The organism is Pseudomonas cavernae (assembly GCF_003595175.1).
GTDB lineage: Bacteria > Pseudomonadota > Gammaproteobacteria > Pseudomonadales > Pseudomonadaceae > Aquipseudomonas > Aquipseudomonas cavernae.
Genome location: NZ_CP032419.1, coordinates 764,194 through 785,419, shown reverse-complemented (window position 1 = coordinate 785,419; position 21,226 = coordinate 764,194). Strand labels below are relative to the sequence as shown.

The window sequence follows — 21,226 nt, the reverse complement described above, 5'->3', positions numbered from 1 at the left end:
TCCCGCAGGGAGAGGGGATCAAAGGTGGCGAGCAGGGCTCGCCCACCATAGCAGCGTGTCGCGAATGAGTTCGCTCCTACCGAACGCGCACCGCTCGGTCGCAGCTTCTTCGGCCTGTCAGGCACCCAACCCGACACATCCAGCAGCCGCAAACCGCCCCCTCTCCCGTTTACGGGAGAGGGCTGGGGAGAGGGCGAGTTGCCATCCGCCCTCTCCCCCGGCCCCTCTCCTACACGTGGGAAAGGGGGGTATCCGAGTCTGCCTGTGAGCAGGCCTTCAGCGGCTCTGCCGCCACTCCTCGACCAGTACACTCATCAGCTCGGCGGCCGGCAGCGCGCGGGACAGCGGGGCGCCCTGGCCGGCCCAGTGGGCGGCGAATTCGTGGTTGCCCTGGGCGCTGGCGGCGGCGTGCAGGGCCTTGCCGGCGTCATAGGCAATCGGATAATCGGGCAGTGGCGGCGCGCCGGGCCCGTCGACCTCCGTGTGCATGCGGTTGACCAGGCCTCGCGCCGGCCGTCCGGAGATCGCCGCGGTGATCGCCGTGTGCTGCGCGCGCGGGCTGTGCAGCGCCTCCCGGTAGGCGGCGTTGGCGGAAGATTCCGGGCAGAGAATGAAGGCGGTGCCCAGCTGCGCGGCGCTCGCCCCCAGCGCCAGGGCGGCGGCGATACCGGCGCCGTCCATGATGCCACCGGCGGCGATCAGCGGCAGCCGCGCCTGCTGGGCGAACAGCCGCACCAGCGCCAGGGTGCCGATGCCGGCGTCGCCGCGCTCGGGCGCAAACACGCCGCGATGGCCACCGGCCTCGACGCCCTGGGCGATCAGCAAGTCGATGCCGGCCTGCTCGACCTGAGCCGCCTCCTCCAGGCTGGTGGCACTGGCCATCAGCACGATGCCGGCCGCCTTGAGGGCCGCGATGACCTCCGCATCGGGCAGGCCGAAGTGGAAGCTGACCACCGCCGGGCGCTCGGCCAGCAGCAGTTCGAGCATCGCCGCGTCGTTGACGAAGCTCGGATAGGGCTCGTGCAGGCTCGCCGGCGGGCTGGCGCCGAACTCGCCGAACCACGGCCGCAGGTGCGCCAGCCAGGCGGCCTCGCGCGCCGGGTCGGCCTGTGCCGGGCGGTGGCAGAACAGGTTGAGGTTGAACGGCTGGGCGGTCAGCGCGCGGGTTTCCGCGATCAGCGCGCGGACCTGCGCCACCGTGCTGGCGCCGATGCCCAGCGAACCCAGGCCGCCGGCATTGGACACCGCCGCCGCCAGCCGTGGGGTGGAGACGCCGGCCATCGGCGCCTGGATGATCGGGTGTTGGATGCCGAGCAAACGGCAGGCGGTTGTGCTCATCGGGGAGCTCCTTGCGACGATGGGATCGGCACTATCGCAAATGCGCCGAGCCGCCACCATGCGCCGATAGCCGTAGGGTGGATGGCGCTTTATCCAGCCACCGGCTTTGCGGTTTTCCACCCTACCGACTCGTGCCCCCCAGCTCAGCGCTCCGGTTTAGCGTCGTAGGATGGGTTGAGCGCAGCGATACCCATCAGATATCCGGCGGTCGATGGGTATCGCGTTGCTCAACCCATCCTACGGGAAGGAACGCCCGAGGTCGTGAACAGGCTCTTAGCTCCAGCGCTGCCGGGCACGCTTGCGCAACCAACGCAGGAAGCCGCCCTTCTCCACCACCACCGGCTTGTCGTGCAGCAGCGCCTCGCTGTGCTGCTGGCGGTAGCTGAGCAGCTTGGCCATGGCCTCGCCGATTTCGCGGCGCGCCTGCAGGCAGGGCTCCAGCGCCTCCTTATCGATGCGGTAGAGCACGCACGGCGTCAGCGCGGTGAACTGCGCCGGCCAGGCTGCCTCGGCGAGGATGCCGGCCTCGCCGATCACCTCGCCCGGGCCCATGCGCCCGGCCTCGAGGGTTTCACCCTCGCCGCTCAGGGTCACCGAGATCACCCCGGACTCGATGATCAACAGGTAGTCGGTGACCGCCCCGCTGGCCAGCACGATGCTGCCGGCGGCGAACTCCTGGCGCCGCATGTGCTCGCTCAGGGCCAGTTTCTCGTCAGCGCCGAGCGAGGTGAACAGGCTCACGCTCTCCAGCAGCGCCCGCCCCTGCGAGAGGCCGGACGGCGCCGTCGACAGCAGCACGCCGCAGGCCTGCAGGTGACGGTAGGCCAGGTCATAGAGCTGATTGCGCACCGCGCCCTTGTGCGCCATCGCGGCGACGAAGCCGCTGGCCTCGTATTCCAGCGTGCCGGTGGCGGTCTTCTTGATGGCGACGCTGGGCTGGGGCGAGATCAGCAAGTCGCGGCAGCCCTGCAGGGCCCGCTCCAGCGCCTCCAGTACCAGCCGCGGCCGCACCTGGGGGGCGAACTCGAGGCTGATGGCCACGCCGTGCAGCTCGCTCGGCCGGCTGAAGTTGAGGATCTTGGCCTTGGCCGCCAGCGAGTTGGGGATCACCGCCAGACTGCCCTGGCTGGTCAGCAGGCGGGTAGCGCGCCAGTCGATCTCCACCACCTTGCCCTCGGTGCCATCGATGGAGATGACGTCATCTAGCTGGTAGGGCTTGGTGGTGTTCAGCACGATGCCGGAGAACACGTCGCCGAGGGTGCTCTGCAGCGCCAAGCCGACGATGATCGCCAGCGCCCCGGAGGTCACCAGCAGGCCGCGCACCGGCAGCTGCATGACATAGGCGGCGGCGGCGATGACGGCGATCAGGAAGATGATCGCTCCCAGCACATCCTGCAGCAGGCGCCCGCCATGTCCGACCCGCGACATCAGCATGGCGCCGATGAGGAGGCTCAGGGTGCGTGCGGCCAACAGCCACCAGGCGATTAGCAGCACGGTGGCGATCAGGTGCGCGGGCAACTGCTCGGGCCACGGCGCGCCCTGCAGCGGGCTCAGGCCGGCGTTGAACAGCAGCAGGCTGTAGCCGAGGAAGATGCCGATCCGCAGCAGCAGCTTCCAGCGCTGCTGCGTGCCCGGCAGCAGTTGCCAGAGCAGCAGGTCGAGCGCGAGCAGCGTGGCGGCAGTCAATAACGGATGTTCCGCCAACCATGCCAACATCGCGCCTCTCCCTTCCGGTTGAATAAGTGCCGCAAAGTCGGCTTTGTAGGGCGGGTTAGCCGCGTAGCGGCGTAACCCACCAGCGCTGTCGCCCTGGCCCCCGGCGTCCGGCAGGGTCGGTGGGTCACGCCTACGGCTAACCCACCCTACGAATCAATGACCGGCGCCGCTCTCGGCCGCCTGCCGCAGAGTCTAGGTCAGGCGTTAGAAGAACAGCAGCGTCAGCACGGCGAACAGCGGCAACAGGATCACGCACGACCACAGCAGGAAACCGAAGAAGCTCGGCATCTTGACCCCGCGCTGCTCGGCGATGGCCTTGACCATGAAGTTCGGCGCATTGCCTATATAAGTCAGCGCGCCCATGAACACCGCGCCCATGGAGATCGCCAGCAAGGTGCCGGGCAGCTGCTGCATCAGGGTCTGCGCGTCGCCGGCGGCGAGGTTGAAGAACACCAGGTAGGTCGGCGCATTGTCGAGGAAGCCCGACAGCAGTCCGCTCATCCAGAAGTACATGGCGTTCAGCGGCGCGCCGGTGGAGTCGCTGACCAGCGCCACCAGCCCGGCCAACTGGCCCTGGCTGCCGGCGCGCAGGATGGCGATGGCCGGGGCGATGGTGATGAAGATGCCGGCGAACAGCTTGCCCACCTCCAGCATCGGCTCCCAATTGAACTCGTTGCCGGCGCGCACCTGTTTCGGCGTGATCGCCAGGGACAGCAGCGCCAGGCCGAGCAGCAGGCCGTCGCGCACCAGGTTCTGCAGCTCGACCGGCGTGCCCATGGCATCAAAGCGAATGCCCGGCTTCCATACGCCGGACAGCAGCACCGCGCCGATCACCCCGGCGAGCAGCAGCAGGTTGCGCTTGCCGTACAGTTTCAGCGGTGCATCGTGCGACGGGTCGTGCGCCAGTAGCTCGTCTTCCTTGGCATAAAAGTAGCGGTCGACCAGATAGAAGATCGCCAGCAGCACCAGCGCCAGCAGCGCCACCGGTGCGGCCATGTGCTCGACCGTCCACATGAAATCCACGCCCTTGAGGAAGCCGAGGAACAGCGGCGGGTCGCCCAGCGGGGTCAGGCCGCCGCCGACGTTGGCGACCAGGAAGATGAAGAACACCACCACGTGCACCTTGTGCTGGCGGTTGTCATTGGCGCGCAGCAGCGGGCGGATCAGCAGCATGGCCGCGCCGGTGGTGCCCATCAGCGAGGCCAGCAGGGTGCCGATCGCCAGCAGGCCGGTGTTCAACCGTGGCGAGCCGTGCAGGTTGCCCCACAGCAGGATGCCGCCGGAGATGGTGTAGAGGGCGAACAGCAGGACGATGAAGGGGATGTACTCGGCGAGCAGCGCATGCACCACCAGCGCCGCGGTGGTATGGCCGCCGAAGCTGACGGCAAACGGCAGCAGGAAGCCCAGGGTCCAGAAGGCGGTGATCTTGCCAAAATGGTGATGCCAGATGCCTGGGGCGAAGATCGGAAACAGCGCGATCGACAGCAGGATGCCGGCGAACGGCAGCGCCCAGTTCAGGTTCAGGCTGGCGCCATCCAGGTCTGCCGCCTGAGCCAAGACCGGCACCCACAGCAGCACGGCCAGGCAGATTTTCAGCAGTGACTTCATTAAAGCTCCCTAGTGCTTTTCTCCAATGACGGACGGAAGGGTAATACAAATTGCCTATCAAGCCGGGGCTTTTGCCGTTTCAGGCTTTTTCATTGAAGCCGCGAAAAAGCAAACCTGCCGGCCAGTGCCACGCCCATGCAGGACGCATCACGACCGATCAGCGCTTGGATGCCCAAGCCAAGGCGACGTTGTCCACTTGATCAGCGGCCGCCCCCCTTTGCTCACTGTGCGCGTGTCCCCATGAGTGCCTTGCCACCGCCCCAGTCGCCAACCAAGCAGAACTTGCTCGCCAGCCGCGATCTTTACCGGCACTCGTTGGACTTGGCAGAAATTTTTCCGCCGTTCTTGCCGCGTTCTTGCAAAATAACGCGGCAAAGCCTGACCACAGAGACAGGTTAACCACTAGACCGATGCCCGTTAGGAGCCAAAGCTCGATGAACCATACCCTCCCCGCCCTCATACTCGCCGGCGGCCTGCTCGCCACGACCGGCCAGGCCGCGGCCGGCGACCTGCTGCTGTGGCAGGACAACAGCCTGTCGTTCCTGTGGGGCAAGGACTTCAAGGTCAACCCGCCGACCCAGCAGACCTGGACCTTCGAGCACGCCAGCGGCTGGAGCTTCGGCGACCTGTTCATCTTCGTCGACCAGATCAACTATCAGGGCGAAGCCGACTCCCAGCTCGGCAAGGACACCTATTACGGCGAGATTTCCCCGCGCCTGTCGTTCGGCAAGGTCTTCGACCAGAAGCTGGAATTCGGCCCGATCAAGGACGTGCTGCTCGCCGGCACCTACGAGCGCGGCGAAAACAGCACGCAGAACTACCTGCTCGGCCCGGGCTTCGACCTGGCCATCCCCGGCTTCGACTACTTCCAGCTGAACTTCTACTACCGCAAACCGGACGGCATCAGCGGCCAGCCCAGCGGCCAGTGGCAGGTCACCCCGACCTGGTCCTACACCCTCCCGGTGGGCAACTCCGACCTGGTGATCGACGGCTTCATCGACTGGGTGTGGAACAACAAGGACGCCACCACCAGCCGGCCGACCGACATGCACGCCAACCTGCACATCAACCCGCAGATCAAGTACGACCTGGGCAAGGCCATGGGTTGGGGCGCGGTGAAGAAGTTCTACGTCGGCGTCGAGTACGACTACTGGTCGGACAAGTACGCCATCGACGACAACAGCTTCCTCGGCGACGAGATCCTCGGCGGCACCGACCAGAGCGCCCTGAGCTTCCTGGCCAAAGTGCACTTCTGATCTCGGCCTGCGTCCCGCGCCGCCTGCGGGGCAGCAGCCTGGAGCTTGGCGCCGGGGGTGGTCGGCCAGCTCGGCGAGCGTGTCAGCCTGTACCCGGGTGTCGAACACAGCCGCAATCTGGACTCGCATGAGCGCGAGGATTGGGGCGGCAACCTGGGGATACGGCTGGCCTGGTAGCCGCCGGGTTGCACCGCACTGGTAGGTTGGGTTGAGCGCAGCGAAACCCAACAGCGGAGCTGCTGCCGGCACCGGTGCCCGCTCATTCGTTGGGCTTCGGCGCTGCGCGTCTCAACCCAACCTACCCACTAGTCCTACGCGTTTCGGGCGCCCACAAAAAAAAGGGGCGAATCGCTTCGCCCCCTTTTAATAGTGCAGTGCGGCTCAGGCCGTCTGCGTGCTGCCCTGCGCCAGCGCGTCACGGCGGCCCATGAACTGCGGCAGCAGCGAACCGATCAGCATGCCCGCCAGGCTGAACAGCAGGCCGGCCAGTTGCGGCGGCCAGAAGGCGGCGTCGGTCAGGCTGTATTCCAGGTAACCCCACGACACCAGGCCGAAGGCGATGGCGAACAGCGCGCCCTGGGTGGTCGCGCGCTTCCAGAACAGCCCGGCGAGCAACGGCACCACGGCGGCGACCAGGGTCACCTTATAGGCGTTGCCGACCATCTCGTAGATGCTCGCATCCGAGTACAGGGCGAAGACGCTGGTGAAGATGGTGCAAGCGACGATGGTCAGACGCATGGCCAAGAGGAACTGCTTATCGTTCATATCCGGCAGGAAGCGCTTGAGCACGTTCTCGGTGAAGGTCACCGACGGCGCCAGCAGGGTACCGGAGGCGGTGGACATGATCGCCGATAGCAGTGCACCGAAGAACATGATCTGGGCGAACAGCGGGGTCCGTTCGAGGATCAGGTGCGGCAAGATCATCTGCGCATCCTCGGCCAGCCAGCGTTTGACCATTTCCGGGTCGATCATCGAGGCGGCGTAGGTGAGGAAGATCGGCAGCATGCAGAAGCACAGGTAGAAGCCGGCGCCGAACATCGAGGCGCGCGCGGCGATATTCTCGGTCTTGGCCGACATCACCCGGGCATACACGTCCTGCTGCGGAATCGAGCCGAGCATCATGGTCAGTGCCGCACCGATGAAGGCGACCACGTCCTTCGGCTCGAAGCTGTTGATGAAAGTGAACTTGCCGGCATCCGCGGCATGGGCGATCACCACATCGGCACCGCCGGCCATGTCGCCGATCAGCCAGGTCAGGTAGACCAGACCGACGACGATGATGATCATCTGGAAGAAGTCGGTCAGCGCCACCGACCACATGCCGCCGAACAGGGTGTAGACCAGCACGATCACGGTGCCCAGCAGCATGCCCTGGGTGGTGCTGATGGAACCGTCGGAGAGCACGTTGAACACCACGCCGAGCGCGGTGAGCTGGGCGGCGATCCAGCCCAGGTAGGAGGCGATGATCACCAGGCTGGTGATCAGCTCGACATTCCGCCCGAAGCGCTTGCGGAAATAGTCACCGATGGTCAGCAGATTCATGCGGTACAGCGGACGCGCGATGAACAGACCGACCAGCATCAGGCAGCCGAAGGAGCCGAACGGGTCCTCGATGATGCCGGCGAAACCTTCCTCGATGAAGCTCGCCGGAATACCCAGCACGGCTTCGGAGCCGAACCAGGTGGCGAAGACCATGGCGGCGACGATGGGGAAGCCCATGCTGCGCCCGCCGGCAGCGAAGTCGCTGGAGTTTTTCACACGGGTGGAAGCGTAGAAACCGATACCCACCGTGACCAACAGGTAGGCCGCAACAAACCAGATCAGCATTCGTTCTGCTCTCAGTGCACGCCCCTGCGGCCCCTGCCCTGGCTGATGCCATGGCCGCCGCGAAGGGCAAATTGTTTTTGTTGGTTGTGAAGCACCTGTCTCGCCACTGGGCGCGCCCGAAGGCATCTCCCCCGCCCACAACGATCCGCTTCGCACCTCGCCGGGCAGTCTGCCAAATGCGTCAAATATGTCAAACGGTTGTAAAGAGAAATCGCCATAAAAACGGCGAGCGGCGCCTAACACGCCTTGTTACATTCGCGCAAGCACCTGAATAAAAGCGCTTTTAAAGAAAACGCGGACAACTGCCAGTTGGTTATTTTTTACAGTCAAGCCGCAAGGGCGTTTTACATCCTGCACAGCGTCACGCGAGCGTCACCTGACGGTCATCGCCTTGTCATCGATGTGCGGCATTTTGCGTCCACCTCATACCCTGGAGGGGGAACCCATGCACTACGCCAAACTGCTGTCCTTGTCCCTGTTGGTGGCCAGCCTCGCCGCCTGCAGCAGCACCACCCCGAGCGCGCCGGTCGCCGCCGCCAAGCCGGCCGCCTCGGCGCTGAATAACGAAGACTGGTATCAGGTCCGCACCGAAACCCAGCTGTTCCTGTTCGATGACTACCAGGTGTTCCGCGACTTCGTCGCCACCGGCAAGGCGCCGGTGATCAAGGACACCGAACTGAAGGACGCCAAGTCCGGCCTGCCGATCGCCGTCGCCCTGCGCGCCGAGGATCAGGCCAAGCCGCTGGCGCAGACCGCCGCCTATCAGTTCCTCACCGTCGCCCTGACCCCGGCTGAGAAGTTCTACGGCGAGATCCGTCAGGACGGGCACATCTACGTATTCAGCCGCTACGGCGACATGGTCGACATGAACAAGATCGGCGAGCCGACCTTCAGCTTCAACGACATCGGCGGCGGCCCGCAGGGCGAGCGCGTGGTCTACGTGCTGGCCAAGGAAGAGCCGAAGCCGGTGAAGCAGATCGCCCTGTTCAACACCAAGTACAAATAAACATCCGCAAGTCCACGACCCGGCGGGCACAACGCTGGGCGAGGTGTCACTCGGGCCAGCCTTAGCGCTGGCCTTTTTTTGGCCATGTATCGGCTAAGGGTTGAACACAGCTGTTGTAGGCTGGGTTAGCCGCGTAGCGGCGTAACCCAGCAACGGTGCCGCCATAGACTCCGGCGTCCAGTTGGGCAATTGCATGGACTTGACCAAACGTTTGCATTCCATCTGACCACCTGTTGGCATCCGACCAGACCATCATCTCTGTGAGTCGCGTGACAGGCAGAGATCGTGGCACATAACCTCGCGCACCCTGCGCCGCCGTCTGGAGGAAGAAGGCTCGAGCTTTCGCATGCTGCAGGATGAAGTGCGCCAGATCTTGGCCGAGGAACTGCTGGCCGCCGGCGGCATCCGCCTGGAAGAAATCGCCGCCCGCCTGGGCTATGGGGAAGTCTCCAACTTCATCCATGCCTTCAAACGCTGGAAGGGCGTGACGCCCTGGCAGTTTCGGACGAAGTGCACTTCTTGACCCTGGCTGGGTGCCAGTAGCGCTACTACGTTCATAGGTGCATCCGAAAGGAACATACCTCGGCCCCGAAAGCTTCTCTCGCCCTGTCGCGTTTGTTCCGAAAAGTGTCGCGTTTATCCCGCCAACTCCAGAAGAATGAACGACTTGGCGTGAGACGAAGTTTTTATACGACATGCAAACGCGACAGGGCATGCCGCCTAGTAGTTAGACGTCCGACTGGATCAGGAGGTGAAAAACAACGAAGCGAAGAAATCCGAGAAATTGGTATTTCATGTTATGAGTGTAATTCCCCATCAACCGATTGGAGGTTTGTCATGGCTATTCCCCTGAACAAGCTTGTCGGCATGGCTTCTGAATTAGAAAGCAAACTGAAGGAGCAAGGGATACACGATAGCGATCAACTCTTAGACGCATGTCGGACACCCCACGAGAGAAGCGAATTAGCAAAGCACTGCGGTCTGACAAGGCCAAAGCTCTTAGCATTGGCCGACCGCGCAGATCTGGCTCGTATTCATGGGGTCGGTGGAGTTTTATCCGACCTATTAGAACACATTAATGGAGTGAAAACGGTTCCCGATCTTGCCAAACAACGGCCAGAACATTTGCACTCTGAGTTGGAGGATTTGATAGAACAAAAGAAAATCAAATTGGTAGGTAGGGCACCCTCCTTTGAATTGGTGAAAGACTGGATAAAACAGGCCAAAGCTTTGGAAAAGATACTGTAGCCCGGGCGGGGTGACAAAAGCGAAGCATTGCCCACCGTAACTACCTAACAGCCGCATCAACTCGGGCTGTCAATTACACTGCATTTAGTTGGCAGCCAATTAAGCGGCACGTTAGCCACCACGACAGTCCGCTTCACGCCCCGAGCTAGTTCGTCAACTTTTTGAGCCGGGCGGGTGGCTCGCGGAAGTGGTCATTCCGTTTGCAAATGCGTGGTCAGATCGAATGCAAATGACTGGTCAGTGGCAATTCAAACAGGTGGTCACGTGAGAAGCAATTATGCACCAGCAGGGTCGGCGGGTTACGCCTGCGGCTAACCCACCCTACGAATCCGGCTTTTTTGTTCTGTGCGCGCATGCCAGCATGAATGAAGAAGCCGCGAGGGACGCCTGCCATGAACCTCTCCGCCACCGCCCCAGCCCTGACCGCCGAGCGCCTGCAGGCGCTGCATACCCAGGGCTACGCACTCCTGAGAAACGTGCTGGATAGCCAACAGATCGGCGAACTTCGCCACGCGATCGACCAACTCAAGCCCATCCACTGGGACTACAGCGGCCTGCTCGATCACTACAAATGCGTGTTCAACCGCGATCCGCTGTGGCTGGCCTATCTCGACCTGCCGGGGCTGATCGAACTGGCCGAAGCGGCCCTGGGCGCCGACTGCCATGTCATCGGTCAGACCGCCTGGCGCTGCCATCCCGGCTTCATCGGCGCCGCGCTGCACCAGGACTATCAGGTCATGGAACTGCCCGCGGCGCTGCTGGCCGATCCGACCTTCGAGCTGCCGATGCAGATCTGCACCGCACACCTGTACCTCAACGACATCGACGCCAACCTCTGCCCGACCCTGGTGATCCCCGGCAGCCACCGCGCCGGACGCAAGCCCGCGCCCGGCGAAACGCACTGGCACGGGCGCACGCCCGAGCCGGTGCTGTGCCGGGCCGGCGACGCGCTGCTGTTTCGCAGCGAGCTGTGGCACGCCGGCAGCCGCAACCGCACCGCCGACCGCACCCGCTACCTGCTGCAGGTGCACTACGGCCGGCGCATGGTGGCGCAGAAGTTCTCGCCCTATCTGCACTTTCACTTCAACCCCGAGGTACTGGCCGCCTGTACCCCACGCCAGCGGCGTCTGCTCGGCGAACATGCAGAGGCCGAGTACGACTGAGACGGAGCCTCGGGGGCTATCTCGCAGAGTCGTGGCCAGACTTGCAGGACGATCCGCCAACGGACGACCAAGATCGCCAGCAAGCTGGCTCCCGCAGGGGGCTATCCACATTCTCCCACCAGCCGCCTTAATCCTGAGACAGCCCGCTAGGGCGCACGCGCCTGCAAGCCTTCTCCCCAGCGCCGTTCGGGGACGCACAGCGGGACCGGGCCGCCGGACGCCCAGGCCGTCCGGCGATCGGGGCACGGCGACGGCGCCGACAGGCCGCCTTCCGCCACATAGGCCGACAGCGGCAGGCTCTGCGTGGCCTTGGCCATCCGGGTGATTTCCACCTGCAACTTGCCCTTGCCGAGCAAGTAGTCGGCGAGCTTCTGCGAGAACGGCCAGTAGTTCAGCTCCGCGCTCAGACTGAGCGGCCCGACGGCATCGGCCGGCACCAGGAAGGCGAACTCGCGGACATCGTAGCCCTTGGGCAGGATGCGGCTGTCCGAGAGGATTTGCGTGGCGTTCCACACCTCGACATCCAGCTCATGGCCGTCCTTGTCGCCCAGGCGCACCTTGAAGTTGCGCGTGCCGTCCTCGGTCTTGCCGTCCTTGACCGCACCCAGGCGGTAGATCTCGCGCCCGCTGGCGTCCTGCACGCGGAAGTCGATCCACATCTCCCGCCCTTCCGGAAAGCCGGTCGGCAGCTTGTGCCCGGCGCCGACGTTGGCCACCTTGACCGCCACCGTGGTGTAGCGTCCGGGCGCGACGGCGGCCGGCAGCGGCTGGAACTGAATCTCGCCGGCGCGCGCGAGCATGTCGCGCGCCCGCTGCGCGCTTTCGTGCTGGCCGAGGTAGGTGAGCAGCGTGGCGTTGGCGCCGCTGAACCAATGCGAGGCGACATTCTCGCGGTCTGGCCCCATGACTGCCGCCTTGCCGGCGAACCCCGGCATGTGGCAGCTCTGACAGGTTTCGCCGTTGAGGCTGTAGGGGCTCTCCAGCCATTCGTCATAGGTGCGCTCGACCGCCACGCTGCTGAATGGGTGGGTGACGTTGTGGCAGGTCGCGCAGAAGTCCGAACGCGTGTGCAGCGGCGAATACACCGTGTCGTGATAGGGCGAAACGGCATCCTTGCGCGGGCCGAACTTGGTCGGCTTACCGTTTGCACGCGGGCTCAGGACATAGGCGCCATTGTCCAGGCCGGTGCGGGCGCTGATGTTGTGGCAGGTCTCGCAGTCCACCCCAGGCATCGGGGTATTCTTGGCGCTGTCTTCGATCGAGGAGCGGTTGACTGCCGAGGTGATCTGCCCGGTGGTGAGGCCGATCGGGGTATGGCAACCGGTGCAGAAATTGTCGACCTTGCCGTCGGTGGCCTCGCTGGCCTGCTTGAGCAGGGCGCGATAGAGGGGCTCTTCCCAGGACTGCGCCATCATCGACGAGCGCCATTGTTTGTAGATCTCCGTGTGGCAGGCGCCACAGACCTGGGCATCGTCGAAGTCCTGCACCTTCAGCACGGCATTGTCCGTGGTGTTGGCCCGGTGCGGGAAGAACGGCAGCCCGCCAGCCTCCCCCATGAGCCTGGAGCGTGCCGGCTCCAGCCACTTGTCATCGCCCTGGTTGCCATTGCCCTGCGGCTCGCCGGCGGCGGCCAGCGCCGCCGTGAACAGGCAGGCGAGCAAGTACAGAAGACGGCTGATGGAGGATCTACTGGCGATCCCAATAGCGGCGGCGCGCGCCGAGGCTGGCTGTGTACGTTCTGCGGCAGCATCCACCTGATCCATCTCACCACCCCCAACGCGTCCTGACGCGGCACGCCTTGCCGAATGTTGTGGATGGCGCGGCAGTAGCCATGCCATCGACCCGCCCGAGCAAGCGTGAGAGAAGCGCCCAGCGACACCAGAAGAAAGGCCCTGCCAGTCTTCGCGCCATGACCCTAGTCAGCACAACCGCCTGCCACTCCGCTCAAGCGCCGCGAACACGTCGATTGCTTGAGCGTGCTTAATGTATTAGTTGTGCAACACTGCCAAGTCAATATTTGGTCACTATCTGAAAGTAGCTATATCTTGCTATATATATCGTTGTTTTTATTATTCTTTTTAAAACAAGATAACCAATCGCTATAGATCTCCCCGGCCATCTATAGCCAATCAGATGGGCCTATGGGCTTCGCCTGCGCGCATGATTCGCCACCCCTCGTCGCGCCCCGCGAGCAGCGCGCCGGCGTGCCTGGATGCCCCCATGCCGAATGACAGCCCCGGCTGGATCGCCATGCGCGCAAGCAACATCGGCAGGCCCCACCGCCCGCTCTGGCCTTTACTCTAGGCATCACCCCGTGACGGAAAGCCGCGCATGTCCCGCCCCCAGTATCCGTTTTCACGCCTGCTGACCCTCGGCCTGCTGACCCTGAGTCTCGCCGCCTGCAGCACCCTCGGCCCGCACGACCCAGTGCGCATCAATCTGGTGGGGCTGGAGCCGCTGCCGGCGCAGGGCCTGGAAATGCGCTTCGCGGTGAAGCTGCGGGTGCAGAACCCCAACGACCGCGCCATCGACTACAACGGCGTGGCCCTCGATCTGCAGGTCAACGACCAGCCGCTGGCCAGCGGCGTCAGCGACCAGAGCGGCCAGGTGCCGCGCTTCGGCGAAAGCGTGCTCAGCGTACCGGTGAGCATTTCCGCCCTCTCGGTGTTCCGGCAGGCCTGGGGCATGGCCGGCAATCCGCCACGGCAGAACCTGCCCTATGTGCTGCGCGGCAAACTGAGCAACGGCTGGTGGGGCACCGAACGCTTTTCCGACACCGGCGTGCTCAGCCTGCCGCAACCGGCGCCGGCCCCTTGAAAACCTAGGCCGAGTTGCGCGCAGCGAGCCCCATCGCCGCGTGAGCCGAGCGGTGCTGCACACTCCGCGCGGCATCGCGAACAGCCGCGGCCACACCCCCATCCGCAACGCGCCACGCGTGTCCGCATATCGGCCTGAAATCGGTTGATTTACCAAAGGATTACACTGGTATCTCAGGAGTTCCCGCCTGGATTGCGGTCTAAATCTATACCTGATTCCAGGCCGTCAACCTCGAAGGAGATGCGATCATGCTTGGCCGTATTTTCTTACTCAGCGCACTCGTCGCCAGCCTGTCATTGGCCAGTGGCGAGGCCTCGGCGCACGGTTCCAACCGCGACGCCGCCATTGCCGGAGTCCTAATCGGTGCCGTGATCGGTGGCGCCATCGTCGCCAACAGCCGCTACGCCCCGCCCCCGGTGTACATAGACGCGGGCCCGCCACCACCCCCGGCCGTGTATTACCAACCCTATCCGGAGTACTACCAGCCCTATCCGCAGTATTACCGCCCCGAGGTGTACTACCGCCCTTATCCACGGTACTACCGCCCCTATTCGGTGATCATCACGCCGCACCACAAGTTCAAGCATCACCGCCACCATCGGGACTATTACCGCTCCTCGCGCTGGTAGCGCGGCGTCTTGGCCGGCAAAACCCTATATAATCTGCGGCCTTTAGCCTTCCCGCACCTGAGGATCCGCTGTGAGCACTCTGCCGCCCTGCCCCAAATGCAATTCCGAATTCACCTATGAAGACGGCGCCCAGCTGATCTGCCCGGAGTGCGCCCACGAGTGGTCCGCCAGCGCCGGCGCGGAAGCCGCCGGCGAAGGCGACAAGGTGATCAAGGATGCGGTCGGCAACGTCCTCCAGGACGGCGACACTGTCACCGTGATCAAGGACCTCAAGGTCAAGGGCTCGTCACTGGTGGTCAAGGTCGGCACCAAGGTCAAAAGCATCCGTCTGGTCGACGGCGACCACGACATCGACTGCAAGATCGACGGCATCGGCGCGATGAAGCTGAAATCGGAGTTCGTGAAGAAGGTCTGAGCCGCTCTGTGGAGGGTAGATGCCGCTGTTTGCATCCACCGGCTGTTGGGTGGAAAACGCTTCGCGGTTTTCCACCCTACGAAAAATACCCGCTCACAAAAAAGCCCGGCCTAAGCCGGGCTTTCTTGTTCAAGGCTGCCCACACGGGGAGGTGGGCACCCTCAAAAGCGCAGTAGCCGCTTACGCCGCGGTATGGAAGGTGCGCGCCGGCGCCTTCTTCAGCACTTGCTGACGGCAAGCGTCGCCGAAGGCCTGGAACATCTTCACCGAGTCCGGGTTCTTCGCCGCCTGCCATTCCGGGTGCCACTGCACCGCGAACAGGAACGGCGACAGGCTCGGCGCGTGGATCGCCTCGACCAGGCCGTCCTCGGCGCGGGCCAACGGCTCCAGACCCTTGCCCAGCGTCTTCACGCCCTGACCGTGCAGCGAGTTGACGCGGATTTCCTCGCCCTGCAGCAGCTTCGCCAGCCAGGAGTCCGGCACCAGGCGCACGCTGTGGGCCGGGCTGTACTGGACATCCACCGGGTCGTCGGTGTTTTCGCGATGGTCGTTGAAACCTGGCTCCTCGTAGAGCTTCTGATACATGTCGCCACCCAGCGCCACGTTGATTTCCTGCATGCCGCGGCAGATGCCGAAGATCGGCAGACCGCGGGCGATGGCGGCGCGGATCAGCGGCAGATCGAACAGATCGCGATCCTTGTCCTGCGCCTTGCTCGGGGTGAGGTTTTCCTGGCCGTAGAGCGCCGGGTCGATGTTGCTGCCGGCGCCGGTGAGGTACACGCCGTCGGCCATGTCCAAGTACTGCTCGAGGTCTTCGCTGCCGCAGCAGGTCGGTACCAGCACCGGCACACAGCCGGACAGCTCGACCAGCGGCACGATGTATTTGTGGGTCATCACCTGATAGTCATGGCCCTTGCGTTCCTGGACGCCCATGGACATGAGGACGACGGGTTTGCGGATTTTCAAATTGTTATAGCCAATGTTGCTGTTGGACATATGTCACCTTGGGACAAGCGCGGCTTGTCGTTGCTGTGCAGGCGCGCGGCCGAAGACTGGCGCTGCCTGAGGTTTCGAGCACTGCCGGGAACCAGGCGAAAGTGCCTGTTCACGGTCGAAACCTGAGCACCAGCCTGCCAGAGCCGTTAAATATGTCAAACGAATTCGCGCCAATTCGTCGAGAATAATGGCCAATTCCGTGCACGAAAACTATCGCAACAATATGATTTATAAGTATTTATTCGTGAAATCGAAATTCATGAAAGTCCAATATATTTGACGCTCGAGCGGATAGCCTGAACAGACCGCTTTGTCCGTTCCAGACGCCGACAACCTCCCGGGTGCAGCTGCGCAACGAGCCGCCCAGCGGTACGGCGCCGCTCGCCACTGCAGCTATCGTTGAGGATCAGCCGGTGCGCGACCACGCGGCGCATGCATTGCCGGCCCGACAGCGGCACGGGGAGCCGCTGACCACCCATACGGCCAATCCGGAGGCAAACCATGCAAACCACCCGCGACCTGACCGCCATCGGCGAAACGGTGCACACCTACTTCGAGGGCATGCACCTGGGCGACACCGCCCGCCTGCGCCAGGCCTTCCACCCCCAGGCGTTTCTCTTCGGCTACTTCAACGACGCGTTCTGCCACGACTCCCTCGACGCCTGGATGCGCGAGGTGGAAAGCACGCCCAAACCCGCCGAAAACGGCGAGCCCTTCGACATGCGCATCGTCGCCACCGACGTCACCGGCCGGGTGGCGACGGTCAAGGTGGCCGCGCTCTACCTCGGCCTGCGCTTCACCGACTACCTGACCCTAGCCCAGTTCGGCGAGCGCTGGCAGATAGTCAACAAGGCCTACCACCACGACTGAGCCCGACCAGCGACTATGGATCGCTCCCGCGCTACGCGTGGGGTTGTGGCCCTGACACCCCCCGGCTCCTGAGCAACCGTAGGATGGGTTGAGCGCAAGCGATACCCATCAGCCCCACCCTGATGCGTCCCACGTCGGAGCGTGGGAACCCTCATCAATCGCGCCGCGACGGTGGCGCTCCGCCTACCGCTCGCAGTAAGGTCGGCTCAACCCCCAGCAAGGACGAGCCATGGCCACCAACAAGCCGCAAACCTCCCGGCAGCAGAAGCACCTGGCGGTGCTGATAGACGCCGACAACGCGCCCGCCGCCATCGTCGAAGGGCTGTTCGAGGAAATCGCCAAGTACGGCATCGCCAGCGTCAAGCGCATCTACGGCGACTGGACCCAGCCCAACCTCGGCGGCTGGAAGAAGGTGCTGCTCGACCACTCGATCCAGCCGATGCAGCAGTTCGCCTACACCAAGGGCAAGAACGCCACCGACAGCTCGCTGATCATCGACGCCATGGACCTGCTCTACACCCGGCGCTTCGACGGTTTCTGCCTGGTCTCCAGCGACAGCGACTTCACCCGCCTGGCCGTGCGCCTGCGCGAGGAAGGCCTGACCGTCTACGGTTTCGGCGAACAGAAGACGCCCAAGCCCTTTGTCTCCGCCTGCGACAAGTTCATCTACACGGAAATCCTCCGCGCCGACGCCGTCGAACCAGCGCCGGAACCCGCCACTGCGCCTGTGAACGGTGCCTCCCAGGAAGCCAAACCCGCCACCGCCCCGGTGAAGGCGCAAAAGGTGCCGGTGGACTTTATCGCCAAGGTGCTCGACGACATCGCCGACGACGAGGACGACTGGGTGCAGCTCGGCGCGGTCGGCTCCAACATCAGCAAACTCAGCCCCGCCTTCGACCCGCGCCTGTACGGCTTCAAGAAACTCAGCGAACTGATCAAGGCCCAGCCCAAGCGCTTCGAACTGGAGGCCCGCGGCAGCAACACCACCGGCGGCAAGGACCTGTACGTGCGCAACCGCAAGCCGGGCAAATAATCACTGATCGTTCCCACGCTCCCGCGTGGGAACGCCGCCCGGACGCCCCAGATCCGTAGGGTGGAAAACCGCGAAGCGTTTTCCACGCGGTGGGCATCCACGCGGTCGCCAAAAGCCGGTGGATGAAAAGAGCGTCATCCACCCTACGTGGCTGGCCGGCCCCGGGCAGGGAACCATCAGCCCGTAACGTGACAAGCCCTCAATACGTGTCGGATCGCCGCCAACCGGCGTCAACATCCACGATGCGGCGGCGAACGCCGGCCGCACTGGACCGTAAACCCGACGCCTTGCGCTAAACTCGGGTCCCCATTTCGCGACGACGCGTGTCGGCATCTGAATGGCTTGGCCTCCTCGAGAGGCGTTCAGATCCGCCAGGCGCATTCCCAGACGAGGTAGACAAGTTGATCATCCATCCCAAAGTCCGCGGCTTCATCTGCACCACCACGCATCCGCAGGGTTGCGAGCTCAACATCCGCGACCAGATCGAAGCCACCCGCGCCCGCGGCGTGCGCACCGACGGGCCGAAGAAGGTCCTGGTGATCGGCGCCTCCAGCGGCTACGGCCTGGCCGCGCGGATCACCGCCGCGTTCGGCTTCGGTGCCGACACCCTCGGCGTGTTCTTCGAGAAGCCCAGCAGCGAGACCAAGCCCGGCACCGCCGGCTGGTACAACGCCGCGGCGTTCGACAAGTTCGCCAAGGCCGAAGGCCTGTACAGCCGCTCGATCAACGGTGACGCCTTCTCCGACGAAGCGCGCGCCCAGGCCATCGAGCTGATCAAGAACGAAATGGGCGGCCAGGTCGACCTGGTGGTCTACTCGCTGGCCTCGCCGGTGCGCAAGCTGCCGGGCAGCGGTGAAGTGAAGCGCTCGGCGCTCAAGCCGATCGGCGAGCCGTACACCTCCACCGCCATCGACACCAACAAGGACACCATCATCCAGGCGTCGATCGAGCCGGCCAGCGCGCAGGAAGTCGAAGACACCGTCACCGTCATGGGCGGCCAGGACTGGGAACTGTGGATCGACGCCCTCGAGCAAGCCGGCGTGCTGGCGCCGGCCGCGCGCACCGTGGCGTTCAGCTACATCGGCACCGCCATCACCTGGCCGATCTACTGGCACGGCGCCCTCGGCCAGGCCAAGGTCGACCTCGACAACACCGCCCTGCGCCTGGATGCGCGCCTGCAGAAACTCAACGGCGGCGGCGCCAACGTGGCGGTGCTGAAATCGGTGGTCACCCAGGCCAGCGCGGCGATCCCCGTGATGCCGCTGTACCTCTCCATGGTCTTCAAGATCATGAAGGACAAGGGCCTGCACGAAGGCACCATCGAGCAGCTCAACCGCCTGTTCCGCGACGCCCTGTACCGCGAGGACGGCCAACCGGGCGCAACCGACGCCGAACAGCGCCTGCGCCTCGACGACTGGGAACTGCGCGACGACGTGCAGGACGCCTGCAAGGCCCTGTGGCCGCAGGTGACCACCGAGAACCTGTTCCAGGTCACCGACTACGCCGGCTACAAGCACGAGTTCCTCAAGCTGTTCGGCTTCGAGCGCAAGGACGTCGACTACGACGCCGACGTCTCCCCGGCGGTGCAGTTCGACGTGATCGAGCTGCAGGGCTGATCCCGCCCTAGCCGCTGCTCGACGAAAAAGGCCAGTCTCGCGACTGGCCTTTTTCTTTTCTGACTCCCGCCCCAAAACCATTCGCGCATTCTCCGTAGGATGGGTTGAGCGAAGCGATACCCATCGCCCTGCTTTATGAACCACCCACCCAGGCAATGATGCCTCCCTCATGACCTCATACCGCCGCGACCACACGCCAGGCGCCACCTGGTTCTTCACCCTCAACCTCGCCGACCGCCGCAGCCGTCTGTTCACCGAGCACATCGACCAACTGCGCGCCGCCTTCCGCTACACCATGCGCCGCCACCCCTGGCGCATCGACGCCATCGCCATCCTCCCCGATCACCTCCACGCGCTCTGCACCTTGCCCGACGGCGATGCCGACTACGCCCTGCGCTGGCGCCTGATCAAAACCCACTTCTCCCGCGCCTTGCCCCACAACGAATCCACCTCGCCCAGCCGCGAGCGCCGCGGCGAACGCGGCATCTGGCAACGCCGCTATTGGGAACACCGCATCCGCGACGACCAGGATTTCACCCGTCACGTCGATTACATCCACCACAACCCGCGCAAGCACGGGCATGTGGAGCGGGTGGCGGATTGGCCGTGGTCGTCGTTTCGCCGCTACGTGCGCGAGGGGTGGTTGCCCGAGAATTGGGCGGGTGGCGAAGAAATGGAAGGCGATGTGGGCGAACGCGGCAACAGTGATGGGAGATAGCCTTCATCGATGGGTATCGCTACGCTCAACCCATCCTACGGACAGATGACTTCTGAACATGACGATCAATAGCGATACTAAATTTTACAAATATTACGCATTCAATACCAACAACCTAGAAGCAATAACGCATCCATACTTGTGGTTTTCTAAGCCCTCAGACTTCAACGACCCATTTGAAGGCATATTTGATTACCATACAAATTATGAAAAACCAGAAGAAACACTCAAAGCTATTCAGAGCATTCTTCGCCCCCTAGAAAGCCAAGCATCTAGCACGACAAAACAAATAATCGAAATCATTGCCCAGCAAAGTGGAGCAGCCCAAGCTGTCAGCTTTTTTTGCAGCAATACAGCACAAAACATCTTTACCTACGCATCATCTATTCATAAACAGAAAGGGATATGCTGCTTGTTTTCCGAAACAGAGAAACACCCTCTCTCCGAGAAACAGATATTAATGTGGAGTCACTACGCCCAAGGCTTAAAAGGATTTAGAGTCGAGTTCCACGCTGAGAAACTTATTGAAAGCATTGACCGAAAAGTCCAAGCCCACCCTATAAATTACAGCCACCAACCACCAACAATAGACATAGTAAAACTTCTGCACGAGCAACTCACAATCAACGCACCACCCACAGAACAGTATCTTAAATTGTTGATGACCAAGCATATATCCTGGAAATACGAATCTGAATTCCGCCTCTTCTCCGAGCTAGACGGGCAAGCCACATATTCACCAAGCGCAATTAAAGAAGTTGTAGTCGGCGAAAAGATGCCAGAAAACAGCAAGAAACTTATGAAGAAAATCATGAGAGAGCAGAGCCTCCCTGTGAGACTGGCAAGAATCAACAAAAGGAACTATGAGTTTGAAATTGTTGATTTATAGCCATCCGGATGGGTTGAGCGCAGCGATACCCATCACTGCAAACAAAAAGGCCAGTCTCTCGACTGGCCTTTTGTGTTCATC

The 21,226-nt window shown here is 63.2% G+C and carries 19 protein-coding genes and 1 pseudogene; 14 read left to right on the top strand and 6 right to left on the bottom strand.

Features of this window, described 5'->3' with window-relative positions; genetic code table 11:
- Positions 1 to 276: 276 nt before the first annotated feature.
- The 3 genes from D3880_RS03650 to D3880_RS03640 form a co-directional block, all read right to left on the bottom strand.
- Positions 277 to 1,338 (bottom strand): NAD(P)H-dependent flavin oxidoreductase, encoded by a 1,062-nt coding sequence (locus D3880_RS03650; protein ID WP_119892170.1) that lies wholly within the window; start codon positions 1,336 to 1,338, stop codon positions 277 to 279.
- A gap of 273 nt (positions 1,339 to 1,611) precedes the next feature.
- A complete protein-coding gene (locus D3880_RS03645) occupies positions 1,612 to 3,054 on the bottom strand; it encodes a mechanosensitive ion channel family protein (protein WP_119892169.1) in 1,443 nt (480 codons plus the stop codon).
- 204 nt (positions 3,055 to 3,258) lie between these two features.
- On the bottom strand, positions 3,259 to 4,662 hold the full coding sequence (locus tag D3880_RS03640) for a sodium:proton antiporter (RefSeq protein ID WP_119892168.1): 1,404 nt from the start codon (positions 4,660 to 4,662) through the stop codon (positions 3,259 to 3,261).
- 434 nt (positions 4,663 to 5,096) lie between these two features.
- Here D3880_RS03640 and D3880_RS03635 point away from each other — a divergent pair, with 434 nt between their 5' ends.
- Complete coding sequence (locus tag D3880_RS03635; protein WP_119892167.1) at positions 5,097 to 5,918, top strand: outer membrane protein OmpK; 822 nt, start codon at positions 5,097 to 5,099, stop codon at positions 5,916 to 5,918.
- 45 nt (positions 5,919 to 5,963) lie between these two features.
- Positions 5,964 to 6,095 (top strand): hypothetical protein, encoded by a 132-nt coding sequence (locus D3880_RS23170; RefSeq protein WP_274381174.1) that lies wholly within the window; start codon positions 5,964 to 5,966, stop codon positions 6,093 to 6,095.
- Positions 6,096 to 6,299: 204 nt separating this feature from the next.
- On the opposite strand, the gene D3880_RS03630 is transcribed toward D3880_RS23170, so the two are convergent.
- Positions 6,300 to 7,745: a high affinity choline transporter 1 gene (locus D3880_RS03630; protein ID WP_119892166.1), complete on the bottom strand. Its 1,446-nt coding sequence runs from the start codon at positions 7,743 to 7,745 to the stop codon at positions 6,300 to 6,302.
- Positions 7,746 to 8,190: 445 nt separating this feature from the next.
- On the opposite strand from D3880_RS03630, the gene D3880_RS03625 reads away from it, so the two are divergent.
- From D3880_RS03625 to D3880_RS03610, 4 genes and pseudogenes are all read left to right on the top strand, one after another.
- Positions 8,191 to 8,751, top strand: a complete 561-nt coding sequence (locus tag D3880_RS03625) for a hypothetical protein (protein WP_119892165.1) — start codon at positions 8,191 to 8,193, stop codon at positions 8,749 to 8,751.
- A gap of 289 nt (positions 8,752 to 9,040) precedes the next feature.
- Positions 9,041 to 9,274 (top strand): annotated as a pseudogene (locus tag D3880_RS03620) (helix-turn-helix domain-containing protein); the annotation flags it as partial.
- Positions 9,275 to 9,588: 314 nt separating this feature from the next.
- Positions 9,589 to 9,999: a DUF4332 domain-containing protein gene (locus D3880_RS03615; RefSeq protein WP_119892164.1), complete on the top strand. Its 411-nt coding sequence runs from the start codon at positions 9,589 to 9,591 to the stop codon at positions 9,997 to 9,999.
- A gap of 392 nt (positions 10,000 to 10,391) precedes the next feature.
- The gene (locus D3880_RS03610) at positions 10,392 to 11,162 is read left to right on the top strand and encodes a phytanoyl-CoA dioxygenase family protein (protein WP_119892163.1); all 771 of its coding nucleotides are present in this window, start codon (positions 10,392 to 10,394) and stop codon (positions 11,160 to 11,162) included.
- A 146-nt stretch (positions 11,163 to 11,308) separates the two neighbouring features.
- Here D3880_RS03610 and D3880_RS03605 read toward each other — a convergent pair whose 3' ends face one another.
- The gene (locus D3880_RS03605; RefSeq protein ID WP_119892162.1) at positions 11,309 to 12,925 is read right to left on the bottom strand and encodes a multiheme c-type cytochrome; all 1,617 of its coding nucleotides are present in this window, start codon (positions 12,923 to 12,925) and stop codon (positions 11,309 to 11,311) included.
- A 568-nt stretch (positions 12,926 to 13,493) separates the two neighbouring features.
- Between D3880_RS03605 and D3880_RS03600 the strand changes: the two genes are divergently transcribed.
- From D3880_RS03600 to D3880_RS03590, 3 genes are all read left to right on the top strand, one after another.
- The gene (locus tag D3880_RS03600; RefSeq protein WP_119892161.1) at positions 13,494 to 13,979 is read left to right on the top strand and encodes an LEA/WHy family protein; all 486 of its coding nucleotides are present in this window, start codon (positions 13,494 to 13,496) and stop codon (positions 13,977 to 13,979) included.
- Between the two features lie 248 nt (positions 13,980 to 14,227).
- Positions 14,228 to 14,608: a hypothetical protein gene (locus tag D3880_RS03595; protein ID WP_177412154.1), complete on the top strand. Its 381-nt coding sequence runs from the start codon at positions 14,228 to 14,230 to the stop codon at positions 14,606 to 14,608.
- A gap of 70 nt (positions 14,609 to 14,678) precedes the next feature.
- On the top strand, positions 14,679 to 15,023 hold the full coding sequence (locus D3880_RS03590; protein ID WP_119892160.1) for a zinc ribbon domain-containing protein YjdM: 345 nt from the start codon (positions 14,679 to 14,681) through the stop codon (positions 15,021 to 15,023).
- A gap of 180 nt (positions 15,024 to 15,203) precedes the next feature.
- Here D3880_RS03590 and D3880_RS03585 read toward each other — a convergent pair whose 3' ends face one another.
- Positions 15,204 to 16,019 carry a gamma-glutamyl-gamma-aminobutyrate hydrolase family protein gene (locus D3880_RS03585; RefSeq protein WP_119892159.1) on the bottom strand — a complete coding sequence of 272 codons (816 nt, stop codon included), beginning with the start codon at positions 16,017 to 16,019 and terminating at the stop codon, positions 15,204 to 15,206.
- A 501-nt stretch (positions 16,020 to 16,520) separates the two neighbouring features.
- On the opposite strand from D3880_RS03585, the gene D3880_RS03580 reads away from it, so the two are divergent.
- The 5 genes from D3880_RS03580 to D3880_RS03560 all read left to right on the top strand — a co-directional run bounded on the left by D3880_RS03580 (position 16,521) and on the right by D3880_RS03560 (position 21,145).
- A complete protein-coding gene (locus tag D3880_RS03580; protein WP_119892158.1) occupies positions 16,521 to 16,889 on the top strand; it encodes a nuclear transport factor 2 family protein in 369 nt (122 codons plus the stop codon).
- A gap of 229 nt (positions 16,890 to 17,118) precedes the next feature.
- Positions 17,119 to 17,922, top strand: a complete 804-nt coding sequence (locus tag D3880_RS03575; protein ID WP_119892157.1) for an NYN domain-containing protein — start codon at positions 17,119 to 17,121, stop codon at positions 17,920 to 17,922.
- A 401-nt stretch (positions 17,923 to 18,323) separates the two neighbouring features.
- Positions 18,324 to 19,538 (top strand): enoyl-ACP reductase FabV, encoded by a 1,215-nt coding sequence (gene fabV, locus D3880_RS03570; RefSeq protein WP_119892156.1) that lies wholly within the window; start codon positions 18,324 to 18,326, stop codon positions 19,536 to 19,538.
- A gap of 169 nt (positions 19,539 to 19,707) precedes the next feature.
- Entirely contained in the window at positions 19,708 to 20,256 is a 549-nt protein-coding gene (locus D3880_RS03565; protein ID WP_119892155.1) for an REP-associated tyrosine transposase, read from the top strand.
- 58 nt (positions 20,257 to 20,314) lie between these two features.
- Positions 20,315 to 21,145, top strand: coding sequence for a DUF2971 domain-containing protein (locus D3880_RS03560; RefSeq protein ID WP_119892154.1), 831 nt, complete (start codon positions 20,315 to 20,317; stop codon positions 21,143 to 21,145).
- The last annotated feature ends 81 nt before the right edge of the window (positions 21,146 to 21,226 follow it).